The organism is Streptomyces sp. NPDC041200, from assembly GCF_055591805.1.
In genome coordinates, this window is record NZ_JBVIZF010000013.1 from 82,565 (window position 1) to 100,587 (window position 18,023).

14 protein-coding genes and 1 riboswitch are annotated in these 18,023 nt (G+C 72.0%); of the genes, 9 read left to right on the forward strand and 5 right to left on the reverse strand.

From position 1 onward, the window contains the following. Window positions 1-72: 72 nt before the first annotated feature. Window positions 73-903 (forward strand): S1 family peptidase, encoded by an 831-nt coding sequence (locus ACZ6CL_RS26195; RefSeq protein WP_468939468.1) that lies wholly within the window; start codon window positions 73-75, stop codon window positions 901-903. Between the two features lie 216 nt (window positions 904-1,119). Here the strand turns inward: ACZ6CL_RS26195 and ACZ6CL_RS26200 are convergent, their stop codons facing one another. Continuing rightward, on the reverse strand, window positions 1,120-1,350 hold the full coding sequence (locus ACZ6CL_RS26200) for a DUF7455 domain-containing protein (RefSeq protein WP_009714566.1): 231 nt from the start codon (window positions 1,348-1,350) through the stop codon (window positions 1,120-1,122). Window positions 1,351-1,792: 442 nt separating this feature from the next. On the opposite strand from ACZ6CL_RS26200, the gene ACZ6CL_RS26205 reads away from it, so the two are divergent. The 3 genes from ACZ6CL_RS26205 to ACZ6CL_RS26215 all read left to right on the forward strand — a co-directional run bounded on the left by ACZ6CL_RS26205 (window position 1,793) and on the right by ACZ6CL_RS26215 (window position 6,175). Next, entirely contained in the window at window positions 1,793-3,916 is a 2,124-nt protein-coding gene (locus ACZ6CL_RS26205) for a DNA gyrase/topoisomerase IV subunit B (protein WP_468939471.1), read from the forward strand. Between the two features lie 202 nt (window positions 3,917-4,118). Then, window positions 4,119-4,571: a DUF485 domain-containing protein gene (locus ACZ6CL_RS26210; protein WP_468939474.1), complete on the forward strand. Its 453-nt coding sequence runs from the start codon at window positions 4,119-4,121 to the stop codon at window positions 4,569-4,571. Continuing rightward, entirely contained in the window at window positions 4,568-6,175 is a 1,608-nt protein-coding gene (locus ACZ6CL_RS26215; RefSeq protein WP_468939477.1) for a solute symporter family protein, read from the forward strand. Before ACZ6CL_RS26210 ends, ACZ6CL_RS26215 begins: the two co-directional genes overlap by 4 nt. A 26-nt stretch (window positions 6,176-6,201) precedes the next feature. Here ACZ6CL_RS26215 and ACZ6CL_RS26220 read toward each other — a convergent pair whose 3' ends face one another. The 3 genes from ACZ6CL_RS26220 to ACZ6CL_RS26230 form a co-directional block, all read right to left on the reverse strand. Further along, entirely contained in the window at window positions 6,202-6,903 is a 702-nt protein-coding gene (locus ACZ6CL_RS26220; protein WP_468939480.1) for a response regulator, read from the reverse strand. Next, complete coding sequence (locus ACZ6CL_RS26225; protein ID WP_468939482.1) at window positions 6,900-8,594, reverse strand: ATP-binding protein; 1,695 nt, start codon at window positions 8,592-8,594, stop codon at window positions 6,900-6,902. Before ACZ6CL_RS26225 ends, ACZ6CL_RS26220 begins: the two co-directional genes overlap by 4 nt. An 81-nt stretch (window positions 8,595-8,675) precedes the next feature. After that, the gene (locus ACZ6CL_RS26230) at window positions 8,676-9,674 is read right to left on the reverse strand and encodes a sucrase ferredoxin (RefSeq protein ID WP_468939484.1); all 999 of its coding nucleotides are present in this window, start codon (window positions 9,672-9,674) and stop codon (window positions 8,676-8,678) included. 157 nt (window positions 9,675-9,831) lie between these two features. On the opposite strand from ACZ6CL_RS26230, the gene ACZ6CL_RS26235 reads away from it, so the two are divergent. Further along, window positions 9,832-10,236, forward strand: coding sequence for a tetratricopeptide repeat protein (locus ACZ6CL_RS26235; protein WP_468939487.1), 405 nt, complete (start codon window positions 9,832-9,834; stop codon window positions 10,234-10,236). A gap of 91 nt (window positions 10,237-10,327) precedes the next feature. Here ACZ6CL_RS26235 and ACZ6CL_RS26240 read toward each other — a convergent pair whose 3' ends face one another. Then, window positions 10,328-12,781 (reverse strand): DNA gyrase/topoisomerase IV subunit A, encoded by a 2,454-nt coding sequence (locus ACZ6CL_RS26240; protein ID WP_468939489.1) that lies wholly within the window; start codon window positions 12,779-12,781, stop codon window positions 10,328-10,330. Window positions 12,782-13,051: 270 nt separating this feature from the next. On the opposite strand from ACZ6CL_RS26240, the gene ACZ6CL_RS26245 reads away from it, so the two are divergent. From ACZ6CL_RS26245 to ACZ6CL_RS26260, 4 genes are all read left to right on the forward strand, one after another. After that, window positions 13,052-14,428 carry a M16 family metallopeptidase gene (locus ACZ6CL_RS26245; protein WP_468939492.1) on the forward strand — a complete coding sequence of 459 codons (1,377 nt, stop codon included), beginning with the start codon at window positions 13,052-13,054 and terminating at the stop codon, window positions 14,426-14,428. Between the two features lie 20 nt (window positions 14,429-14,448). Beyond that, window positions 14,449-15,834: a M16 family metallopeptidase gene (locus ACZ6CL_RS26250; protein ID WP_468939729.1), complete on the forward strand. Its 1,386-nt coding sequence runs from the start codon at window positions 14,449-14,451 to the stop codon at window positions 15,832-15,834. Between the two features lie 191 nt (window positions 15,835-16,025). Then, a riboswitch (cyclic di-AMP (ydaO/yuaA leader) is annotated at window positions 16,026-16,188 on the forward strand. A 12-nt stretch (window positions 16,189-16,200) separates the two neighbouring features. Next, window positions 16,201-16,992, forward strand: coding sequence for a M23 family metallopeptidase (locus tag ACZ6CL_RS26255; protein WP_468939495.1), 792 nt, complete (start codon window positions 16,201-16,203; stop codon window positions 16,990-16,992). Window positions 16,993-17,192: 200 nt separating this feature from the next. Next, a complete protein-coding gene (locus tag ACZ6CL_RS26260; RefSeq protein ID WP_468939498.1) occupies window positions 17,193-17,948 on the forward strand; it encodes a GntR family transcriptional regulator in 756 nt (251 codons plus the stop codon). The last annotated feature ends 75 nt before the right edge of the window (window positions 17,949-18,023 follow it).

The following is an 18,023-nucleotide window of genomic DNA, read 5'->3' on the forward strand; positions in this document are numbered from 1 at the left end:
CTCCAGGATGCGGACCGCGCCGGGCGGGGTGACGCTGGGTGGGCGACTCGCTCCGTATCGTCAGGAGGCTGCATGCGTAGGTCGCTGCCCTCGTTCTCCACCCGCTTCGCCATGCTGCTCGCCGCCGCGCTCGCGCTGCTGCTGGTCGCGCCCGCCCCGGCGACGGCCGACCGTGCCGTGGTGGGCGGGCACCGGGTCCGTACGGCCGAGGCGCCCTGGGCGATCGCGCTGGCCAGCCGGGAGCTGTTCGGCGCCAAGCGCTCGGGGCAGTTCTGCGGGGGCGTGGCGGTGACCCCCACGAAGGTCATCACGGCCGCGCACTGCCTGAGCCGGGCGGTACTGGGCAAGAAGTGGCAGGAGGTGCGGGACCTGCGCGTGATCGTCGGCCGTAACGATCTGCGGGGGGCCCGCGGGGTGGAGATGGCACCGGCGAAGGTGTGGGTCAATCCGGCCTACCAGGCCGACGACCGGGCCGGTGATATCGCCGTGCTCACCCTGGGGCGACCGCTGCCGCCCGCCTACGTCATCCCGATGGCGAGGGCCGGGGATCCGGCGTACCGGGTCGGGGGCCAGGCGCTGGTGTACGGCTGGGGTGACACGGACGGTGACGGCAGCTACGCGCTGACGCTGCGAGCCACCCAGGTGCGCATCCTGGCCGACTCGACGTGCCGGAGCGCCTATCCCGGCAACGTGGAGGGCGATTACCAGTCGGCTTCGATGGTCTGTGCCGGGGTTCCGGGGGGTGGCCGGGACGCCTGCCAGGGGGACAGCGGAGGCCCGCTGGTCGCCGGGGGGCGGCTGGTGGGCCTGGTGTCCTGGGGGAGTGGCTGTGCGGTGGCCGGGCGGCCGGGCGTCTACACGCGGATCTCGGCGGTGGTCTCGCTGGTGGCCGCGTATGGCTGAGGCGGCCGGGCGGACGAACGCCTCAGGCCCAGCCGGAGGTCTGCGAGGTCTACGGAGAGGCCTGCGAGGAGGCCCGCCGGGAGGCCTGGGAGGGGCTCTGGGGCGGGAAGGTGAAGGTGGGCCGCGACACGAGCGCGGGCGACCCTCCCCTGGCTGGGGTGGGCCGCCCGACATCCGGCTCTCGGCCGGCTTCGCTCGTCGTCGTGGCGCGAGGCGTCAGCGTTCGTCGTCCGACGCAGACGCCGGAGCGGCGGTCAGCCGCTCGGTCTCGTCCTGTATTTCCGCGGCGATCTTCTTGAGTTCCGGCTCGAACTTGCGACCATGGTGGGCGCAGAAGAGCAGTTCACCGCCGCTCATCAGGACGACGCGCAGGTATGCCTGGGCGTTGCAGCGGTCGCAGCGGTCAGCGGCCGTCAGCGGGCTCGCGGGGGTCAGAACAGTAGTCACGTCGCCTCTTCTCTAGCTCGACGAGCTGTCGTACCAGGGTCAACATCCAACCAGCCCGATATCGTTCCCGCTCGTGGCTCTTTCTCAAAAATTGCTTCTGAGTGGGCCGGATGGTGACGGTTGGCGGCGAATGAGCCGTAGTGCGTTGGTTTACGGATTCACGTCGCTTGTCGGATTTTGTCCTCCCGGCCGGGTTGCCGGTTGTTCATGAGGACGTGCCCGGAGCCTAAATGGTTCATGCCTCCAATGGAACGTGATGTGTGCTTCACGCCAAACGGGCTATCGAACGTACGAGCGAAACGGGGGCTGCCTGGACTAGGATGGTCGTTTCACGGGTGGCGGCACGAAGGCTCTATCAGGCCTCGGTACGCTCTGACGGGCGACCCGTGCCACCATCGTGCCCATAGTTGGGCCAACAGAAATTCAGCGAGGAGCGAACCGCGTGACCGCCGACACGTCCGTGCCGTCCACTGCGCTGCTGTCCGGAGCAGACCGGGGCGGATCCAACTACACCGCGCGGCACCTTCTCGTCCTCGAGGGGCTCGAGGCGGTGCGCAAGCGCCCCGGTATGTACATCGGATCGACCGACAGCCGCGGTCTCATGCACTGCCTCTGGGAGATCATCGACAACTCGGTGGACGAGGCCTTGGGCGGCTATTGTGACCGCATCGAGGTGAACCTGCACGACGACGGCTCCGTCGAGGTGCGGGACAACGGCCGGGGCATCCCGGTCGACGTCGAGCCCAAGACCGGGCTGTCCGGCGTCGAGGTCGTGATGACCAAGCTGCACGCCGGTGGCAAGTTCGGCGGAGGCTCGTACGCGGCCTCCGGCGGTCTGCACGGCGTCGGTGCCTCCGTGGTGAACGCGCTGTCCAGCCGTCTCGATGTCGAGGTGGACCGGGACGGCAAGACCCATTCGATCAGCTTCAGGCGCGGCGTTCCCGGGATCTTCACCGAATCCGGAACGGACGCCCCCTTCGACCCCTCCAGCGGCCTCCTCAAGGGGAAGCGGGTCCCCAAGACCCGCACCGGCACCCGCATCCGCTACTGGTCGGACCGGCAGATCTTCCTCAAGGACGCCAGGCTCTCCCTGGAGAACCTGCACGCCCGCGCCCGTCAGACCGCCTTCCTGGTGCCGGGCCTGACGCTGGTCGTGCGGGACGAGCGGTCCCTCGAGGGCCGGGACGGGCCCGTCGAGGAGACGTTCCGCTACGACGGCGGCATCAGCGAGTTCTGCGAGTACCTCGCCCAGGACAAGGCCGTCTGTGACGTGATGCGCCTGTCCGGCCAGGGCACCTTCAAGGAGACCGTGCCGGTCCTCGACGAGCGCGGCCACATGACGCCGACCGAGGTCACCCGGGAGCTGGGCGTCGACATCGCGCTGCGCTGGGGCACCGGCTACGACGCCACCACCAAGTCCTTCGTGAACATCATCGCCACCCCCAAGGGCGGCACGCATGTCTCCGGCTTCGAGCGCTCGGTCACCAAGACGGTGAACGAGGTGCTGCGCTCCGCCAAGCTGCTGCGCGTCGCCGAGGACGACGTCGTCAAGGACGACGTCATGGAGGGCCTGACCGCCGTCGTGACCGTGCGGCTCGCGGAGCCGCAGTTCGAGGGTCAGACGAAGGAGGTGCTGGGCACCTCGGCCGCCTCCCGGATCGTGGCCAACGTGGTCGCCAAGGAGCTGAAGGCGTTCCTGACCTCCGCCAAGCGGGACGCCAAGCAGCAGGCCCGCGCCGTCCTGGAGAAGATCGTCGCCGCGGCCCGCACCCGGATCGCGGCCCGTCAGCACAAGGAGGCGCAGCGCCGCAAGACCGCGCTGGAGTCCTCCTCGCTGCCCGCGAAGCTGGCTGACTGCCGCAGCGACGACGTGGACCGCAGCGAACTGTTCATCGTCGAGGGCGACTCGGCGCTGGGTACGGCCAAGCTCGCCCGGAACTCCGAGTTCCAGGCGCTGCTGCCGATCCGCGGCAAGATCCTCAACGTTCAGAAGTCGTCCGTCTCGGACATGCTGAAGAACGCCGAGTGCGGATCGATCATCCAGGTCATAGGAGCCGGTTCGGGCCGTACGTTCGACATCGACCAGGCGCGCTACGGCAAGGTGATCTTCCTTGCCGACGCCGATGTCGACGGCGCCCACATCCGCTGTCTGCTGCTCACCCTCTTCCAGCGCTACATGCGGCCGATGGTGGAGCAGGGGCGGGTCTTCTCGGCCGTGCCGCCGCTGCACCGGGTGGAGCTGGTCAACCCGAAGCGGGGCCAGGAGAAGTACATCTACACGTACTCCGACAACGAGCTGCGGGAGACGCTGCTGGACCTGGAGCGCCGCGGGGTCCGCTACAAGGACGGCATCCAGCGCTACAAGGGTCTCGGCGAGATGGACGCCGATCAGCTCGCGGAGACCACGATGGACCCGCGCCACCGCACGCTGCGGCGCATCAACATCAGCGACCTGGAGGCCGCCGAGCACGCCTTCCACCTGCTCATGGGCAACGAGGTCGCGCCGCGCAAGGAGTTCATCACCAACTCGGCGGCGACCCTGGACCGGTCGCGCATCGACGTCTGAGCCGCCCGGCGCCTGAGGCGGCCGTCTCTCCATCCCCGGGTGGAGGGACGGCTTCCACCAGGAATCCACCTGACACCGATTCCGGGTTGTTCATCACCTCAGTCACCTGATGGGGTGAACGTCCGGTATTGGAGTATCCGGGATCTTCTCCCTCTGTCCATCCTTGGGCACGCCAACGCGGCAGTGAACAAGGAGCTTTCGGGTGGACATGCACAACGCGCGCGATGCCGGGGCGGCCCGGCTGGACGATCCCTGGTACGACGCGCTCGCCTCCGGCTGGGGTGGGCCGGACGAGACGGCCGCCCCGCCCCGGCGCGCCCGCCCGCCCGCCGCCGAGGAGGTCTACACGGAGGTGCACGGCAGCGCCGCCTTCCAGGAGGTGCGCAGGCGCTACCGCCGCTTCGTCTTCCCCGCGGCCGCCGCCTTTCTGCTCTGGTATCTCGCGTATGTGGTCGCGGCCACCACCGCGCCCGGCGTGATGGCCCGTCCGGTGGCGGGATCGCTCAATGTCGCGATGGTCGCGGGCCTGGCCCAGTTCGCCACCACCTTCCTGCTGACGTGGGCGTACGCCCGCCACGCACGGCTGCGCAGGGACCGGGTCGCGCTGGAGCTGCGCTGGGTGACGCAGGAGATGATGCGGGGGCACGGGCGGTGACCGGCAATCAGCAGAGCCTCGCGCTCCTGCTCTTCGGCGTCTTCGTGGCCGCCACCCTCGCGATCACCACCTGGGCGAGCCGCCGGCGGCAGGGCTCCCCGGAGGAGTTCTACGCCTGCGGGCGGCTGTTCTCCCCGATGGAGAACGGCTTCGCCATCGCGGGCGACTACATGTCGGCCGCCTCCTTCCTCGGCATCTCCGGCCTCATCGCGCTCTTCGGCTACGACGGGGTGCTCTACTGCGTCGGCTTCCTGGTGGCCTGGCTGGTAGTGCTGCTGCTGGTCGCCGAACTCGTCCGCAACTGCGGCCGGTTCACCCTCGCCGACGTACTGGCCGCGCGGATGAGCGAGCGCCCGGTCCGGATCGCCGCGGGCGTCTCCTCCGTCACGGTCTGCGTGCTCTACCTGGTCGCCCAGATGGTCGGCGCGGGCAGTCTGGTCGCCCTGCTGCTGGACGAGACGGGGTCCCGGGCCCGGTCCTGGACGGTCATCGGCGTCGGCACCCTGATGGTGGTCTTCGTCGCGCTGGGCGGGATGCGGGCCACGACCTGGATCCAGATCGTGAAGGCCGTCCTGCTGATGGGCGGCGCGGTGGCGCTCACCGTGCTCGTTCTGGTCCGCTTCCACGGCGACATCGACAGCCTGCTGAGCACCGCGGCGCTCCACAGCGGGCAGGGCGCCGACTTCCTCGCCCCGGGCCTCGCCTATGGGGACGGCTGGACCGCCCGGCTGGACTTCGTGAGCCTGGGCGTCGCCCTCGTCCTGGGCACCGCCGGGCTGCCGCACATTCTCTCGCGCTTCTACACCGTGCCGACCGCCCCGGCCGCCCGGCGGTCCGTCATCTGGTCGATCGGGCTGATCGGCGGCTTCTACCTGATGACGATCGTGCTGGGCTTCGGCGCGGCCGCCGTGCTGGGCACCGATGCCGTACGCAGCTCCAACGCGGCGGGCAACACGGCCGTGCCGCTGCTCGCGCTCGACCTCGGCGGGGGCGCCGGGTCGACGGGCGGGACGGTGCTGTTCGCGATCGTCGCCGCCGTCGCGTTCGCCACCATCCTCGCCGTCGTCGCCGGGATCACCCTCGCCTCCTCGGCCTCCGTCGCCCACGACCTGTACGCCTCGCTGAGCCGCCGCAAGGACCGCACACCGCGCAGTGAGGTCGCGGTCGCGCGGGTCGCGGCGGTCGGGATCGGGGCGGCGGCGATCGGCCTCGGGCTGCTCGCCGACGACCTCAATGTGGCCTTCCTGGTGGGGCTCGCCTTCGCGGCCGCCGCGTCCGCGAACCTGCCCGTGCTGCTGTACTCGCTGTTCTGGCGGCGGTTCACCACGCGCGGTGCGGTGTGGTCGGTCTATGGCGGGCTGGTTCCGGCGGTGGTGCTGGTGGTGCTGTCCCCGGTGGTCTCCGGTGGCCCCGAGGCGATCTTCTCCGGGGTGGACTTCCATGTCTTCCCGCTGCAGAACCCGGGTCTGGTCTCGGTCCCGCTCGGCTTCCTCGCCGGGTGGCTCGGCACGGTCCTCTCCGGCGGGGCGGCGGACACCCGCGGGCACGCGGCCCGGCACGCGGAGACGGAGGTACGGGCCCTCACGGGGGCGGGAGCGGCCTGAGCGGGCGCCCTGGCCGGGTCCCGGGTTCAGACCCAGTCGTAGCGGTGTTCCGGGCGGCCGGTCTCGCCGTACTTGAGGCTGAGCCGCACCCGGCCGGTGCGCTCCAGGAGCTTCAGATAGCGCTGGGCGGTCTGTCTGCTGAGCGAGGCGCGCTCGGCGACCTCCTGGGCCGACAGCGGGCCGTCGGCGCCGCGCAGCACCTCCCGCACGAGGTCGGCGGTGAGCGCCGAGTGGCCCTTGGGCAGCTCGGCAGGGCCGGCCGAGGCGCCGCCCAGGGCGCCGAAGATCCGGTCCACCTGGTCCTGCCCGGCCTCGCCGCCGCCCGACAGGGCGCGGCGCAGCGCCGCGTAGCCCTCCAGCTTGGCGCGCAGCCCGGCGAAGGTGAACGGCTTGACCAGGTACTGCAGCGCGCCGTGGCGCATCGCGGCCTGGACGGTGCCGATGTCGCGGGCGGCGGTCACCATGATGATGTCGGTGTGGTGGCCCAGCTGCCGCAGCCGCCCCACCAGCGCGAGCCCGGTCTCGTCCGGCAGGTAATGGTCGAGCAGGACGAGATCGGCGTGGCCGCGCTCGAGGAAGGTCAGCGCTTCGGCGGCCGTGTGCGCCTGCCCGGTGACGCGGAAGCCCGGCACCTTCCCGACGTACGCCGCGTTGACGCGGGCGACCCGCACATCGTCGTCCACGACCAGTACCTCGATGAGGCCGCGCGGGCCGGTGTCCGATGTCATCGGGGCTCTCCTGTCGCGGTCAGCGGCGCCTCGGCCGGGTCCCCGGCCGGTCCCTCGGCTGGTTCCTCGGTCAGCGCCTCGGGGAGGACGACGGTGAACTCGGCACCGCCGCCGTCGCGGTCGGCCACCCGCGCGCTGCCGCCCTGGCGTTCGGCGAGGCGGCGCACCAGCGCCAGCCCGATGCCGCGCTGTCCGTGCGCGGGCGGCTTCTTGGTGGACCAGCCCTCGGTGAAGACCAGATCGCGCCGGTCGGCGGGGACGCCGGGTCCGGTGTCCGAGACCCGCAGCAGCACCGTACGGTCGTCCGCGCACAGCTCCACCTCGACCAGCGGCCCAACCGAACCGACCGCCGCGTCCAGCGCGTTGTCGATCAGATTGCCGACGATCGTCACCAGGCCCGGCGGGTCCACCAGCCGGTCCGGCAGCAGGGTGCCCCCGGCGATGCGCAGGGCCACCCCGCGTTCCGTGGCGACGGTGGCCTTGCCGACCAGCAGGGCGGCCAGCAGGGGATCGTGCACCCGCTCGGTGACCTGCTCGGCGGTGGCCCGGTGGACGCCGACCGCTTCGGTGATGAACTCGACCGCCTCCTCGTGGAGTTCGAGTTCGAGCAGGCCGAGGAGGGTGTGCATCCGGTTCGCGTGCTCATGGTCCTGGGCGCGCAGCGCGTCGATCAGCCCGCGGGTGCCGTCCAGTTCGCGGCCCAGCCGCTCCAGTTCGGTGCGGTCGCGCAGGGTGGCCACCGCGCCGCCGTCGTCCGTGGGCATCCGGTTGGCGACCAGCACCCGGCCGCCGCTGACGGTCAGCAGATCGGCGCCGGTGACCCGCCCGGCGAGCACATCGGTCGTCCGGCCGGGCGGCAGCACCGCCTCCAGCGGCTGTCCGGTGTCCTCGGCGCGCAGATCCAGCAGCCGCTGCGCCTCATCGTTCATCAGCCGGATGCGGCCGTGCTTGTCGAGCGCGACCACACCCTCGCGGATGCCGTGCAGCATGGCCTCGCGCTCGGCGAGCAGCGCGGAGATGTCGGAGAAGGCGAGGTCGTGGGTGCGCCGCTGCAGCCTGCGGGAGACCAGATAGGCCGCCAGGGCGCCCATGGCGAGCGCGCCGCCCGCGTACGCGAGCATCCCGGGAAGCGCGCCGAGCAATCGGCCGCGCACGGTCTCGTACGCGATGCCGACCGACACAGCGCCCACGATGCGGCCGTCCCGGTCGCGCAGCGGCACCTTGCCGCGGGCCGAGCGGCCGAGCGTGCCGTTGTCGATCTGCATGACCTCATGGCCCGCGAGGGCGTCGTCCGGGCTGGTGGAGACGTGCTTGCCGATCTCCTCCGGGGAGGTGTGCGACCAGCGGACCCCGCGCCGGTCCATGATCACGACGTACTCGGCGCCGGTCGACCGGCGGATCCGCTCCGCCGCGGCCTGGACCGGGCCGTCCGGGGAGGGGCGGGTGTGCTGCAGCGCCGTGACCAGCCGCGGTTCGGAGGCCGTGGTCTGTGCGATGGACAGCGCCCGGCGCATGGCCTGGTCGTCGAGCTGGGAGCCGAGCGGGCGCAGGAAGAGCCCGGTCGCGAGCACGGTGACGCCCGTGGCGATGGCCAGCTGCATCAGCAGCACCTGGGAGAAGACGCGTCGGGGCCAGCCGATGCGCCACCTTGTGGCCGCGGAGGGCGGCCCCGGCGGTATCGCGGCGCTCATGGCAACGAAGGGTAACGAAGGACAGGACCCGGGAACGCCGCCAGGACCCCCGGCGGCCCTTGGCAGGCCGGGGGCGGTCGCTCAGCGCCTGCCGACGGTCACCGTCCGTCCGTCGCGCGCGGGCCGCACCGCGTGGATGCCGACCACGTCCATACGTGCCGGGGAGCCCAGCGGCGAACCGCAGCTCTGCTGCCGCGGCGGCGCGGCGGCCACCTGCGCCACGCTCACCCGCCACACCCGGCCGTCGGTGTGCGCCACGGTCACCGACCAGGCGGGGGCGGCGCTCTCGGTCCGTATGACGGTCAGCGCGTCGGCCCCGTCCTCACCGGTCAGCTCGCGGACCGCCAGTTCGGCCGCCTGGCCGGGCCGCTCCCAGGCGGAGCGGCCGCGGCAGCCCTCGGTGGCCACCCGGTTCTCGCGCAGCGCCGCCAGGGTGTCCTTGACGTCCTGGGCGGTGGTCCGGCCGTAGGCGTAGCCGTGCGGCAGGACGACGAGCGTCGGCGAGAAGCGGTGGCCGCCGATGTGGGTGATCTCCCAGGTGCCCTCCACCCCGGCGGCGGTCAGCTCGGCGGCCAGCGGGCGGCCGAGCAGCGCGCAGCAGCGGTCGCGCTTTCCGTTGGTGCACACCAGCACCAGCGGATCGCCGGTGTACGCCTCCCACGTCCCGGGGACGTCGTCGGAGAGGCCGTCGGGAGCGTCGTCGGCCGCACCGGCCAGCCCGCCCGGGTCGCCCGCGCCCAGCGCGGCGAAGTCCAGGCCGAGCAGCCGCCCCGGGTCGGCGAGGGCTGTCGTACGGATCCAGGAGCGGCCGGGCCGGGTGTGCGCCACGAACACCCGGTGACGGCTGCCCGCGTGCAGGTCGGCGTGGCGGCCTGGCCGGCGGATCAGCGCCACCCGGACACCGGTGCCCTCGGCGGCGCGCTCTAGGGCGCGCCCCACGGCCGGGTCCAGACGGCTGGCCGTGAGGGCCTCGGTGCCCCAGGGGCCCGGTTGCTCGACAAGAAGCCAGGTGGGGGCGGTGGCCGCCGTCCCGGCGAGCGGCTCGGACAGATCCCGGGAAGCGGTCGTGCACGTGCTCACGAAGGTAAGCCTAACCTCTGTCGATCAGCTTCGCGCACGGGCGGGTGAATCCGGGTGACGGGGGAGCGAGAGGGTCCGGTTCCCCCGGGGGGCGCGGCCTGTTCCGCGGGGGCGGGGACGGCGGGAGAATGGCGCTCCGGGGGCGGAGGGGGGTCTGATGCGCGGACTGTGGGCGCGGTGGCGCGCACGCCGTGGGAAGCGCGGGACGCGGCGGCTGGACGCGGGGCTGAAGGCGAGGGTGCGGGCGGCGTACGCAGAGGGGCGGCCGATCCCCGAGGAACTCGCCCGGCAGGCGGCGCTCGCCGGTGACCGGGAGGGCATGACGGTCTACGGGATCGGGCTCGGCAACCGCGGCGCGTACCCGGAGGCCCTGCACTGGCTCGGCAAGGCGGTCGCCGCCGGGGACCTCACCGCGCTGGTGGTGCTCGGCACCCTGCACCTGGACCGCGGCGATCCGGCCGGGGCGGAGCGGCACTTCCGGAAGGCGGCCGACCGCGGCCACCCCGGCGCCCGGCTCGCGCTCCAGCAGCTGCGGGCCCGGCGCAACGGAGCCGGACACTGAGCCGCGCGCCGCGCCTTCGCCGGTGGCCGCATGCGCGGGGGCGCGGCACCCATCCGGTGCCGCGCCCCTGACGATTCGTTCCTCGCCGGTCCTACACCGGCCCGGCGACCACCGCCACCGGCTTGTCGAGCGGCACTCCCGAGCCGTCCCGGCGCGGATCGGGCTCCGGCAGCGGCACCGGGGCGCCCGTGGCCGACGCCGCGCGGGCCGGGGTCGCGCCCGCCCAGGCCAGCACCAGACAGTCCTCGCCCTTGAGGAACCGCTGACAGCGCACCCCGCCCGTGGCCCGCCCCTTGCGCGGGTACTGGTCGAAGGGGGTGAGCTTGGCCGTCTGCTGTACGGAGTCGTCGAGCGTGCCGTGCGTACCGGAGACGGTGAACACCGCCGCGTCGGCCGCCGGGTCGATCGCGGTGAAAGAGATCACCTTCGCGTCGGGAGCGAGCTTGACGCCCGCCATGCCACCCGCGGCGCGCCCCTGCGGCCGTACCTGCCCTGCCGGATAGCGCAGCAGATGCGCGTTGTCGGTGATGAAGACCAGATCCTCCTCACCCGTGCGCAGCTCGACCGCGCCCACGATCCGGTCGCCCTCCTTGAGGCCGATGACCTCAAGCTCGTCCTTGTGGGCCGGATAGTCCGGGACCACGCGCTTGACGACGCCCTGCTCCGTGCCGATGGCGAGCCCCGGAGAGGACTCGTCCAGGGTGGTGAGGCAGATCAGCTCCTCGTCGTCCTCCAGGGACAGGAACTCGGCGATCGGCGCCCCGCCCGCCAGATTGGGGGTCGCGGAGGACTCCGGTAGCTGGGGCAGGTCGATCACCTGGAGCCGCAGCAGCCGCCCGGTCGACGTCACCGCCCCGACCTCCGCGCGGGCCGTCGCCGGGACCGCCGAGACGATCACGTCGTGCTTGCTGCGCTTGGTCTGCCCCTCGCCCGCGAACGGCTCCCCGTTCGCCGTACGGGCCAGCAGCCCGGTGGAGGACAGCAGCACCCGGCACGGGTCGTCCGCGACCTCCAGCGGCACCGCGGCCACCGGGGCGTCGGCGGACTCCAGCAGCACCGTGCGGCGCGGGGTGCCGAACTTCTTGCCCACCGTGGCGAGTTCGGAGGAGACCAGTTTGCGCAGCTCGGCGTCCGAGTCGAGGATCCGGGTCAGTTCCTCGATCTCCGCGTTGAGCCGGTCGCGCTCCGACTCCAGCTCGATCCGGTCGAACTTGGTCAGCCGGCGCAGCGGAGTGTCCAGGATGTACTGCGTCTGGATGTCCGACAGGTCGAAGCGGTTCATCAGCGTTTCCTTGGCCTGCGCCGAGTTCTCGCTGGACCGGATGAGGCGGATGACCTCGTCGATGTCGAGCAGGGCCACCAGCAGCCCCTCGACCAGGTGCAGCCGGTTGCGCCGCTTGGTGCGCCGGAACTCGCTGCGCCGCCGCACCACGTCGAAGCGGTGGTCGAGGTAGACCTCCAGCAGCTCCTTGAGCCCGAGCGTGAGCGGCTGGCCGTCCACCAGCGCCACGTTGTTGATGCCGAAGGACTCCTCCATCGGCGTGAGCTTGTAGAGCTGCTCCAGCACGGCCTCCGGGTTGAAGCCGTTCTTGATCTCGATCACCAGCCGCAGGCCGTGCGCACGGTCGGTGAGGTCCTTGACGTCCGCGATGCCCTGGAGCTTCTTCGCGCCGACCAAGTCCTTGATCTTGGAGATGACCTTCTCGGGGCCGACGGTGAAGGGCAGTTCGGTGACGACGAGGCCCTTGCGGCGGGGCGTCACGTCCTCCACGGCCACCGTGGCGCGGATCTTGAAGGTGCCGCGCCCCGTCTCGTAGGCGTCCCGGACACCGGCGAGCCCGACGATCTGACCGCCGGTCGGCAGGTCGGGGCCCGGCACATGCCGCATCAGCGTGTCGAGATCGGCATTCGGGTGCCTGATCAGATGGCGGGCGGCGGCGACCACCTCGCCCAGGTTGTGCGGCGGCATATTGGTCGCCATGCCGACCGCGATCCCGGACGTGCCGTTGACCAGCAGGTTCGGATAGGCGGCGGGCAGGGTGACGGGTTCCTGCTCGCTGCCGTCGTAGTTCGGCGAGAAGTCGACCGTGTCCTCGTCGATGGACTCGGTCATCAGCGAGGTCGCCGAGGCCATCCGGCACTCGGTGTACCGCATCGCGGCGGGCGGGTCGTCATTGCCCAGCGAGCCGAAGTTGCCGTGGCCGTCGACCATCGGCAGGCGCATCGAGAACGGCTGCGCCATGCGCACCAGGGCGTCGTAGATCGACGCGTCACCGTGCGGGTGGAGCTTACCCATCACCTCGCCGACGACGCGGGCGCACTTGACGAAGCCGCGCTCGGGGCGCAGCCCCATTTCGTTCATCTGGTAGAGGATGCGGCGGTGTACGGGCTTGAGCCCGTCGCGGGCGTCGGGCAGCGCGCGCGAATAGATGACCGAGTAGGCGTACTCGAGGTAGGAGCCCTGCATCTCGTCGACGACGTCGATGTCGAGGATGCGCTCCTCGAAGTCGTCCGGCGGCGGACTCTTCGTGCTGCGGCGGGCCATCGCGCTTGCGGCTCCTTCAACGGCAGAGCGGGATCTGACGCGGACCATTGTGGCCCCGTCCGCCGACAACTGTGGAACGGGCCATCCCCCAGCGGCTCCGTGAGCACCCCCCGGCGGCCGTCCCGGCCCGTCCGCGGGAGCCCGGCGGGACCTTGGCCGGACCTTTGCGTGACGGGAACTTCGCCAGATGTCCGTGCGGTTGCATACAGTGACAGAAGCGCTCATCACAGCGGTTCGCACGCGCTCCATCACGCGATCGAAGGGACGTACATGCCCATGGGTCACACGGCCACGCAACAGGCCGGCTCCGGCGGCCTGAAAGCGACCGAGCACCGTCTGGCCAACGGCTTGCGGGTGGTGCTCTCCGAGGATCACCTGACCCCGGTCGCCGCGCTCTGCCTCTGGTACGACGTCGGCTCACGCCACGAAGTCAAGGGGCGTACCGGCCTCGCCCACCTCTTCGAGCACCTGATGTTCCAGGGCTCGGCCCAGGTGACGGGGAACGGTCACTTCGAGCTGGTCCAGGGGGCCGGCGGCTCGCTCAACGGCACGACCAGCTTCGAGCGCACCAACTACTTCGAGACGATGCCCGCCCACCAGGTCGAGCTGGCGCTGTGGCTGGAGGCGGACCGGATGGGGTCCCTCCTGACCGCGCTGGACGAGGAGAGCCTGGAGAACCAGCGGGACGTCGTCAAGAACGAGCGCCGCCAGCGGTACGACAACGTGCCGTACGGCACGGCCTTCGAGAAGCTCGTCGGCATGGCCTACCCCGAGGGCCACCCGTACCACCACACCCCGATCGGCTCGATGGCCGACCTGGACGCCGCCTCCCTGGAGGACGCCCGGGAGTTCTTCCGCACGTACTACGCGCCGAACAACGCGGTGCTGTCCGTCGTCGGTGACATCGACCCCGAGCAGACGCTCGCCTGGATCGAGAAGTACTTCGGCACCATCCCCTCCCACGAGGGCAAGCGGCCGCCCCGCGACGGCACGCTCCCCGAGGTCATCGGCGGGCAGCTGCGCGAGGTCGTGGAGGAGGAGGTCCCGGCCCGCGCCCTGATGGCCGCCTACCGGCTGCCGCACGACGGCACCCGCGAGGCCGACGCCGCCGACCTGGCGCTGACCGTCCTCGGCGGCGGCGAGTCCTCCCGGCTGCACAACCGCCTAGTGCGCCGTGACCGTACGGCCGTCGCCGCCGGGTTCGGCCTGCTGCGGCTGTCGGGCGCGCCGTCGCTGGGCTGGCTGGACGTGAAGACCTCCGGCGGGGTCGAGGTGCCCGGCATCGAGGCCGCCGTCGACGAGGAGCTGGCCCGCTTCGCCGAGGAGGGTCCGACCCCTCAGGAGATGGAGCGCGCCCAGGCGCAGATCGAGCGCGAGTGGCTGGACCGGCTGGCCACCGTCGGCGGCCGCGCCGACGAGCTGTGCCGGTTCGCCGTGCTCTTCGGCGACCCGCAGCTGGCCCTGACCGCCGTGGGCCGGGTGCTGGACATCACCGCCGAGGAGGTGCGGGCCGTGGCCGCGGCGCGGCTGCGCCCCGACAACCGCGCCGTGCTGGTCTACGAGCCCGTCCAGGGCGCCGACGACGCCGACCAGGCCGATGCCGCAGAAGCCGCCGACACCGACGCAGAAGGGGAGGCGGCCCAGTGAGCGACGCCGTCACCGCCACCATGACCTTCCACCCGCAGCCGCAGGGTGGCGCCCCCAAGCCGTGGGCCTTCCCGGCGCCCGAGCGCGGTGAGCTGGCCAACGGGCTGACCGTGCTGCGCTGCCACCGCCCCGGCCAGCAGGTCGTCGCGGTGGAGATCAACCTGGACGCCCCGCTGGACACCGAGCCGGCCGGTCTGGAGGGCGTCGCCACGATCATGTCGCGCGCCCTGTCCGAGGGCACCGACAAGCACACCGCCGAGGAGTTCGCCGCCGAGCTGGAGCGTTGCGGCGCCACCCTGGACGCCCACGCGGACCACCCCGGCGTCCGGGTCTCCCTGGAGGTGCCGGTTTCCCGGCTGCCCAAGGCGCTCGGTCTGCTCGCCGACGCCCTGCGCGCCCCCGCCTTCCCCGACGGCGAGATCGAGCGGCTGGTGCGCAACCGGCTGGACGAGATCCCGCACGAGCTGGCCAACCCGGCCCGCCGCGCCTCGATGGCCCTGGCCAAGGAGCTGTTCCCGACCGAGTCGCGGATGTCCCGGCCGCGCCAGGGCACCGAGGAGACCATCGAGGGCATCGACGCCGCGGCGGTGCGGGCCTTCTACGAGGCGCATGTCCGGCCGTCCACCGCGACCGCGGTCATCGTCGGTGACCTGGCCGGGGTCGACCTCGACCAGGCGCTCGCCGACACCCTGGGCGCCTGGACCGGCGGCCCCGCCCCGCAGCGGTCGGTCCCGCCGGTCATCGCCGACGACACCGGCCGTGTGGTGATCGTCGACCGGCCCGGCGCGGTCCAGACCCAGCTGCTCCTCGGGCGCGTCGGCGCCGACCGCCACGACCGCGTCTGGCCCGCCCAGGTGCTGGGCACCTACTGCCTGGGCGGCACCCTGACCTCCCGGCTGGACCGGGTGCTGCGCGAGGAGAAGGGCTACACCTACGGGGTGCGCGCCTTCGGCCAGGTGCTGCGCTCGACGCCGCCCTCGCCGGCCGGCGGCGGCTCGGCGGGCGCCTCGCTGCTGGCGATCAGCGGTTCGGTGGCCACCGAGGTCACCGGCCCGGCTCTGGAGGACCTGTGGACGGTGCTGCGGACGTTGAAGGAGGAGGGGCTGACGGACGCCGAGCGCGATGTCGCCGTGCAGAACCTCGTCGGCGTCGCCCCGCTCAAGTACGAGACGGCCGCCGCCGTCGCGGGCACCCTCGCCGACCAGGTCGAGCAGCACCTGCCGGACGACTTCCAGGCGCAGCTGTACGCACGGCTCGCCGACGCGGGGACGGTGGAGGCGACCGCGGCGGTCGTGAGCGCCTTCCCGGCCGACCGGCTGGTGACGGTGCTCGTGGGTGACGCCTCCCGGATCGAGGAGCCGGTGAAGGCGCTCGGCATCGGAGAGGTGACCGTCATCGCCGGCTGAGGCCGCTCAACGCACCACCCCCACAAGGACCCTGGCGTCAAGTGAGACGCCGGGGTCCTCCCATATGTCCGATTCGCGGGGCGTTTGGTTTGTGGCGAGAACAACAAAAACCCGTAACCGTTTGGTGATCGAAACACGGCCCGTCTAGCGTCAGTGCGGCTGTTCGCCGGATACCGCCGCACCCGCGGCACGGACAGCCATCGCCGAGTCCCATGGTGCGAGTGCCAGGGGAGCCGGGGACCCAAACGTCCCTGGGGTGAATCGGACGCCTTCCCCGGCCGGGGGAGGGGCCCGTAGGAGACCTTCCTGCTCCGAACCCGTCAGCTAACCCGGTAGGCGAGAGGAAGGAAAGGAGTGCGCCACACCATGGCGTTCACCCGTGCCGCCGGGAAGCACCGACGTCCCAGCCAGACCGCCGTCCGCACCGGCGCGAACATCGCTGGCATCACCACGGTCGCCTCGGGCGTCGTAGCCGGGATCGCCGGCCCCGCCCTCGCCGCGACCGGCGAGGCGTCTGCCCAGGACACCGGTCTCCGCCAGGCGATGGTGATGGGCGACGGTCTCTCCGACCAGATCGACGCGCAGGCCCAGTCCCAGGAGAGCGCCGCCGAGGCCGCCGCCGCCAAGGCGAAGGCCGAGGCCGTGGCCCGCCAGGAGGCCGCTCGGAAGGCCGAGGCCGCCGCGAAGAAGGCCAAGGCGGAGCGCGATGCCAAGGAGCGCGCCGCGCGTGAGGCCGAGCGCAAGCGCCTCAACACGTTCGTCTCGCCGGTCGACGGTTCCTCCGTCTCCACCGGTTACGCGGCGTCCAGCGGCCTGTGGTCCTCCGGCAGTCACACCGGGATCGACTTCCAGGCCTCCACGGGCACCGAGGTGCAGTCGGTGGGCTCCGGCGAGGTCGTCGAGGCGGGCTGGGGCGGCGCCTACGGCAACAATGTCGTCATCAAGATGAACGACGGCACCTACACCCAGTACGGCCACCTCTCGTCGGTCGGCGTCTCGGTCGGCGAGAAGGTCACCCCCGGCCAGCAGATCGGCCTGTCCGGCGCCACCGGCAACGTCACCGGCCCGCACCTGCACTTCGAGGCCCGTACCACCGCGGAGTACGGCTCGGACATGGACCCGCTGTCGTACCTGCGCTCGCACGGCGTCAACCTCTGACCCGTCGCCCACTCTTGTCGAAAGGCCCCGTCCGCTCCGGACGGGGCCTTCGGCGTGATGCGCCGCTGTGACCAAAAAATATCCCTGAATTTCCTTCGCCCATCGGAAATCCCGGCAGCTTCGAATAGAGTCGCTGAACGCGCGTCAAGCGGATGCGTTTCGCGGGGTTGAGGCGGAGGTTCGATAATGCGGGACCGGAAATGAGCGGGGATACGGCCGCACTCCAGGGCGGTCGCCGGATTTCGGCGCATGCGGTGTGCGCGGCGATCCGTGACGACATCATCTCCGGTGCCTATCCGCCCGGCAGCCGCCTGGCCGAGGAGCTGCTGGCCCGGCGCTACGGGGTCTCCCGGGTGCCCGTCCGCGAGGCGCTGCGCACCCTGGAGTCCGAGGGCTTCGTCACGACCAGGCGGCATGCGGGCGCGTGCGTCGCGCAGCCGTCCGAGAAGGAGGCGGCCGACCTCCTGGACATCCGGGCGCTGCTGGAGCCGCTGGGTGCCGCCAAGGCCGCCCAGCGCCGCACCGAGGGGCATCTGAAGGTGCTGCGCGGTCTGGTCCGGCTCGGCCAGGAGCGGGCCCAGCGCGGTCGGCTGGGCGAGCTGCGCTCGCTGGGCGACTGGTTCCACGAGACGCTCGCCCAGGCGTCCGGCAGCCCGAGCCTGTCGGGTCTGCTGGTGCAGCTGCGGCGCAAGACGGCGTGGGTGTACGCGGTGGATCCGGCCCGGCAGGCCGCGCAGGCCGTACCGGGCTCTGCGGGGGACCTGTCGGTGCGCGCCGTCGAGGCCTGGGCGGAGCACGGGGCGATCGTGGACGCGGTCGCGCGCGGTGACGCCGAGCGGGCGCGGGCGCTCGCCGCCGCGCACACCGAGCGTTCGCTGTCCGAATTCCGGCTGCGAAACGCGGCCCAGGTGAGGACTTCGAAACACTCCGTAAACACGGCGAGCGGTCGGAATTAACAGCCGCCCGGTAAAGCGCTCAAGGGAATTCCGTCTCCGGAAAAACAACGGGGCCGCGGTGACCCGTAATGGTTC

Bases quoted from the DNA above. Each gene is read 5' to 3' on its own strand.
- ACZ6CL_RS26195 (WP_468939468.1), top strand. From the start codon at position 73: ATGCGTAGGTCGCTGCCCTCGTTCTCCACCCGCTTCGCCATGCTGCTC.
- ACZ6CL_RS26220 (WP_468939480.1), bottom strand. From the start codon at position 6,903: ATGACATCGGACACCGGCCCGCGCGGCCTCATCGAGGTACTGGTCGTG.
- ACZ6CL_RS26225 (WP_468939482.1), bottom strand. From the start codon at position 8,594: ATGAGCGCCGCGATACCGCCGGGGCCGCCCTCCGCGGCCACAAGGTGG.
- ACZ6CL_RS26235 (WP_468939487.1), top strand. From the start codon at position 9,832: ATGCGCGGACTGTGGGCGCGGTGGCGCGCACGCCGTGGGAAGCGCGGG.
- ACZ6CL_RS26240 (WP_468939489.1), bottom strand. From the start codon at position 12,781: ATGGCCCGCCGCAGCACGAAGAGTCCGCCGCCGGACGACTTCGAGGAG.
- ACZ6CL_RS26245 (WP_468939492.1), top strand. From the start codon at position 13,052: ATGCCCATGGGTCACACGGCCACGCAACAGGCCGGCTCCGGCGGCCTG.
- ACZ6CL_RS26250 (WP_468939729.1), top strand. From the start codon at position 14,449: ATGACCTTCCACCCGCAGCCGCAGGGTGGCGCCCCCAAGCCGTGGGCC.
- ACZ6CL_RS26255 (WP_468939495.1), top strand. From the start codon at position 16,201: ATGGCGTTCACCCGTGCCGCCGGGAAGCACCGACGTCCCAGCCAGACC.
- ACZ6CL_RS26260 (WP_468939498.1), top strand. From the start codon at position 17,193: ATGAGCGGGGATACGGCCGCACTCCAGGGCGGTCGCCGGATTTCGGCG.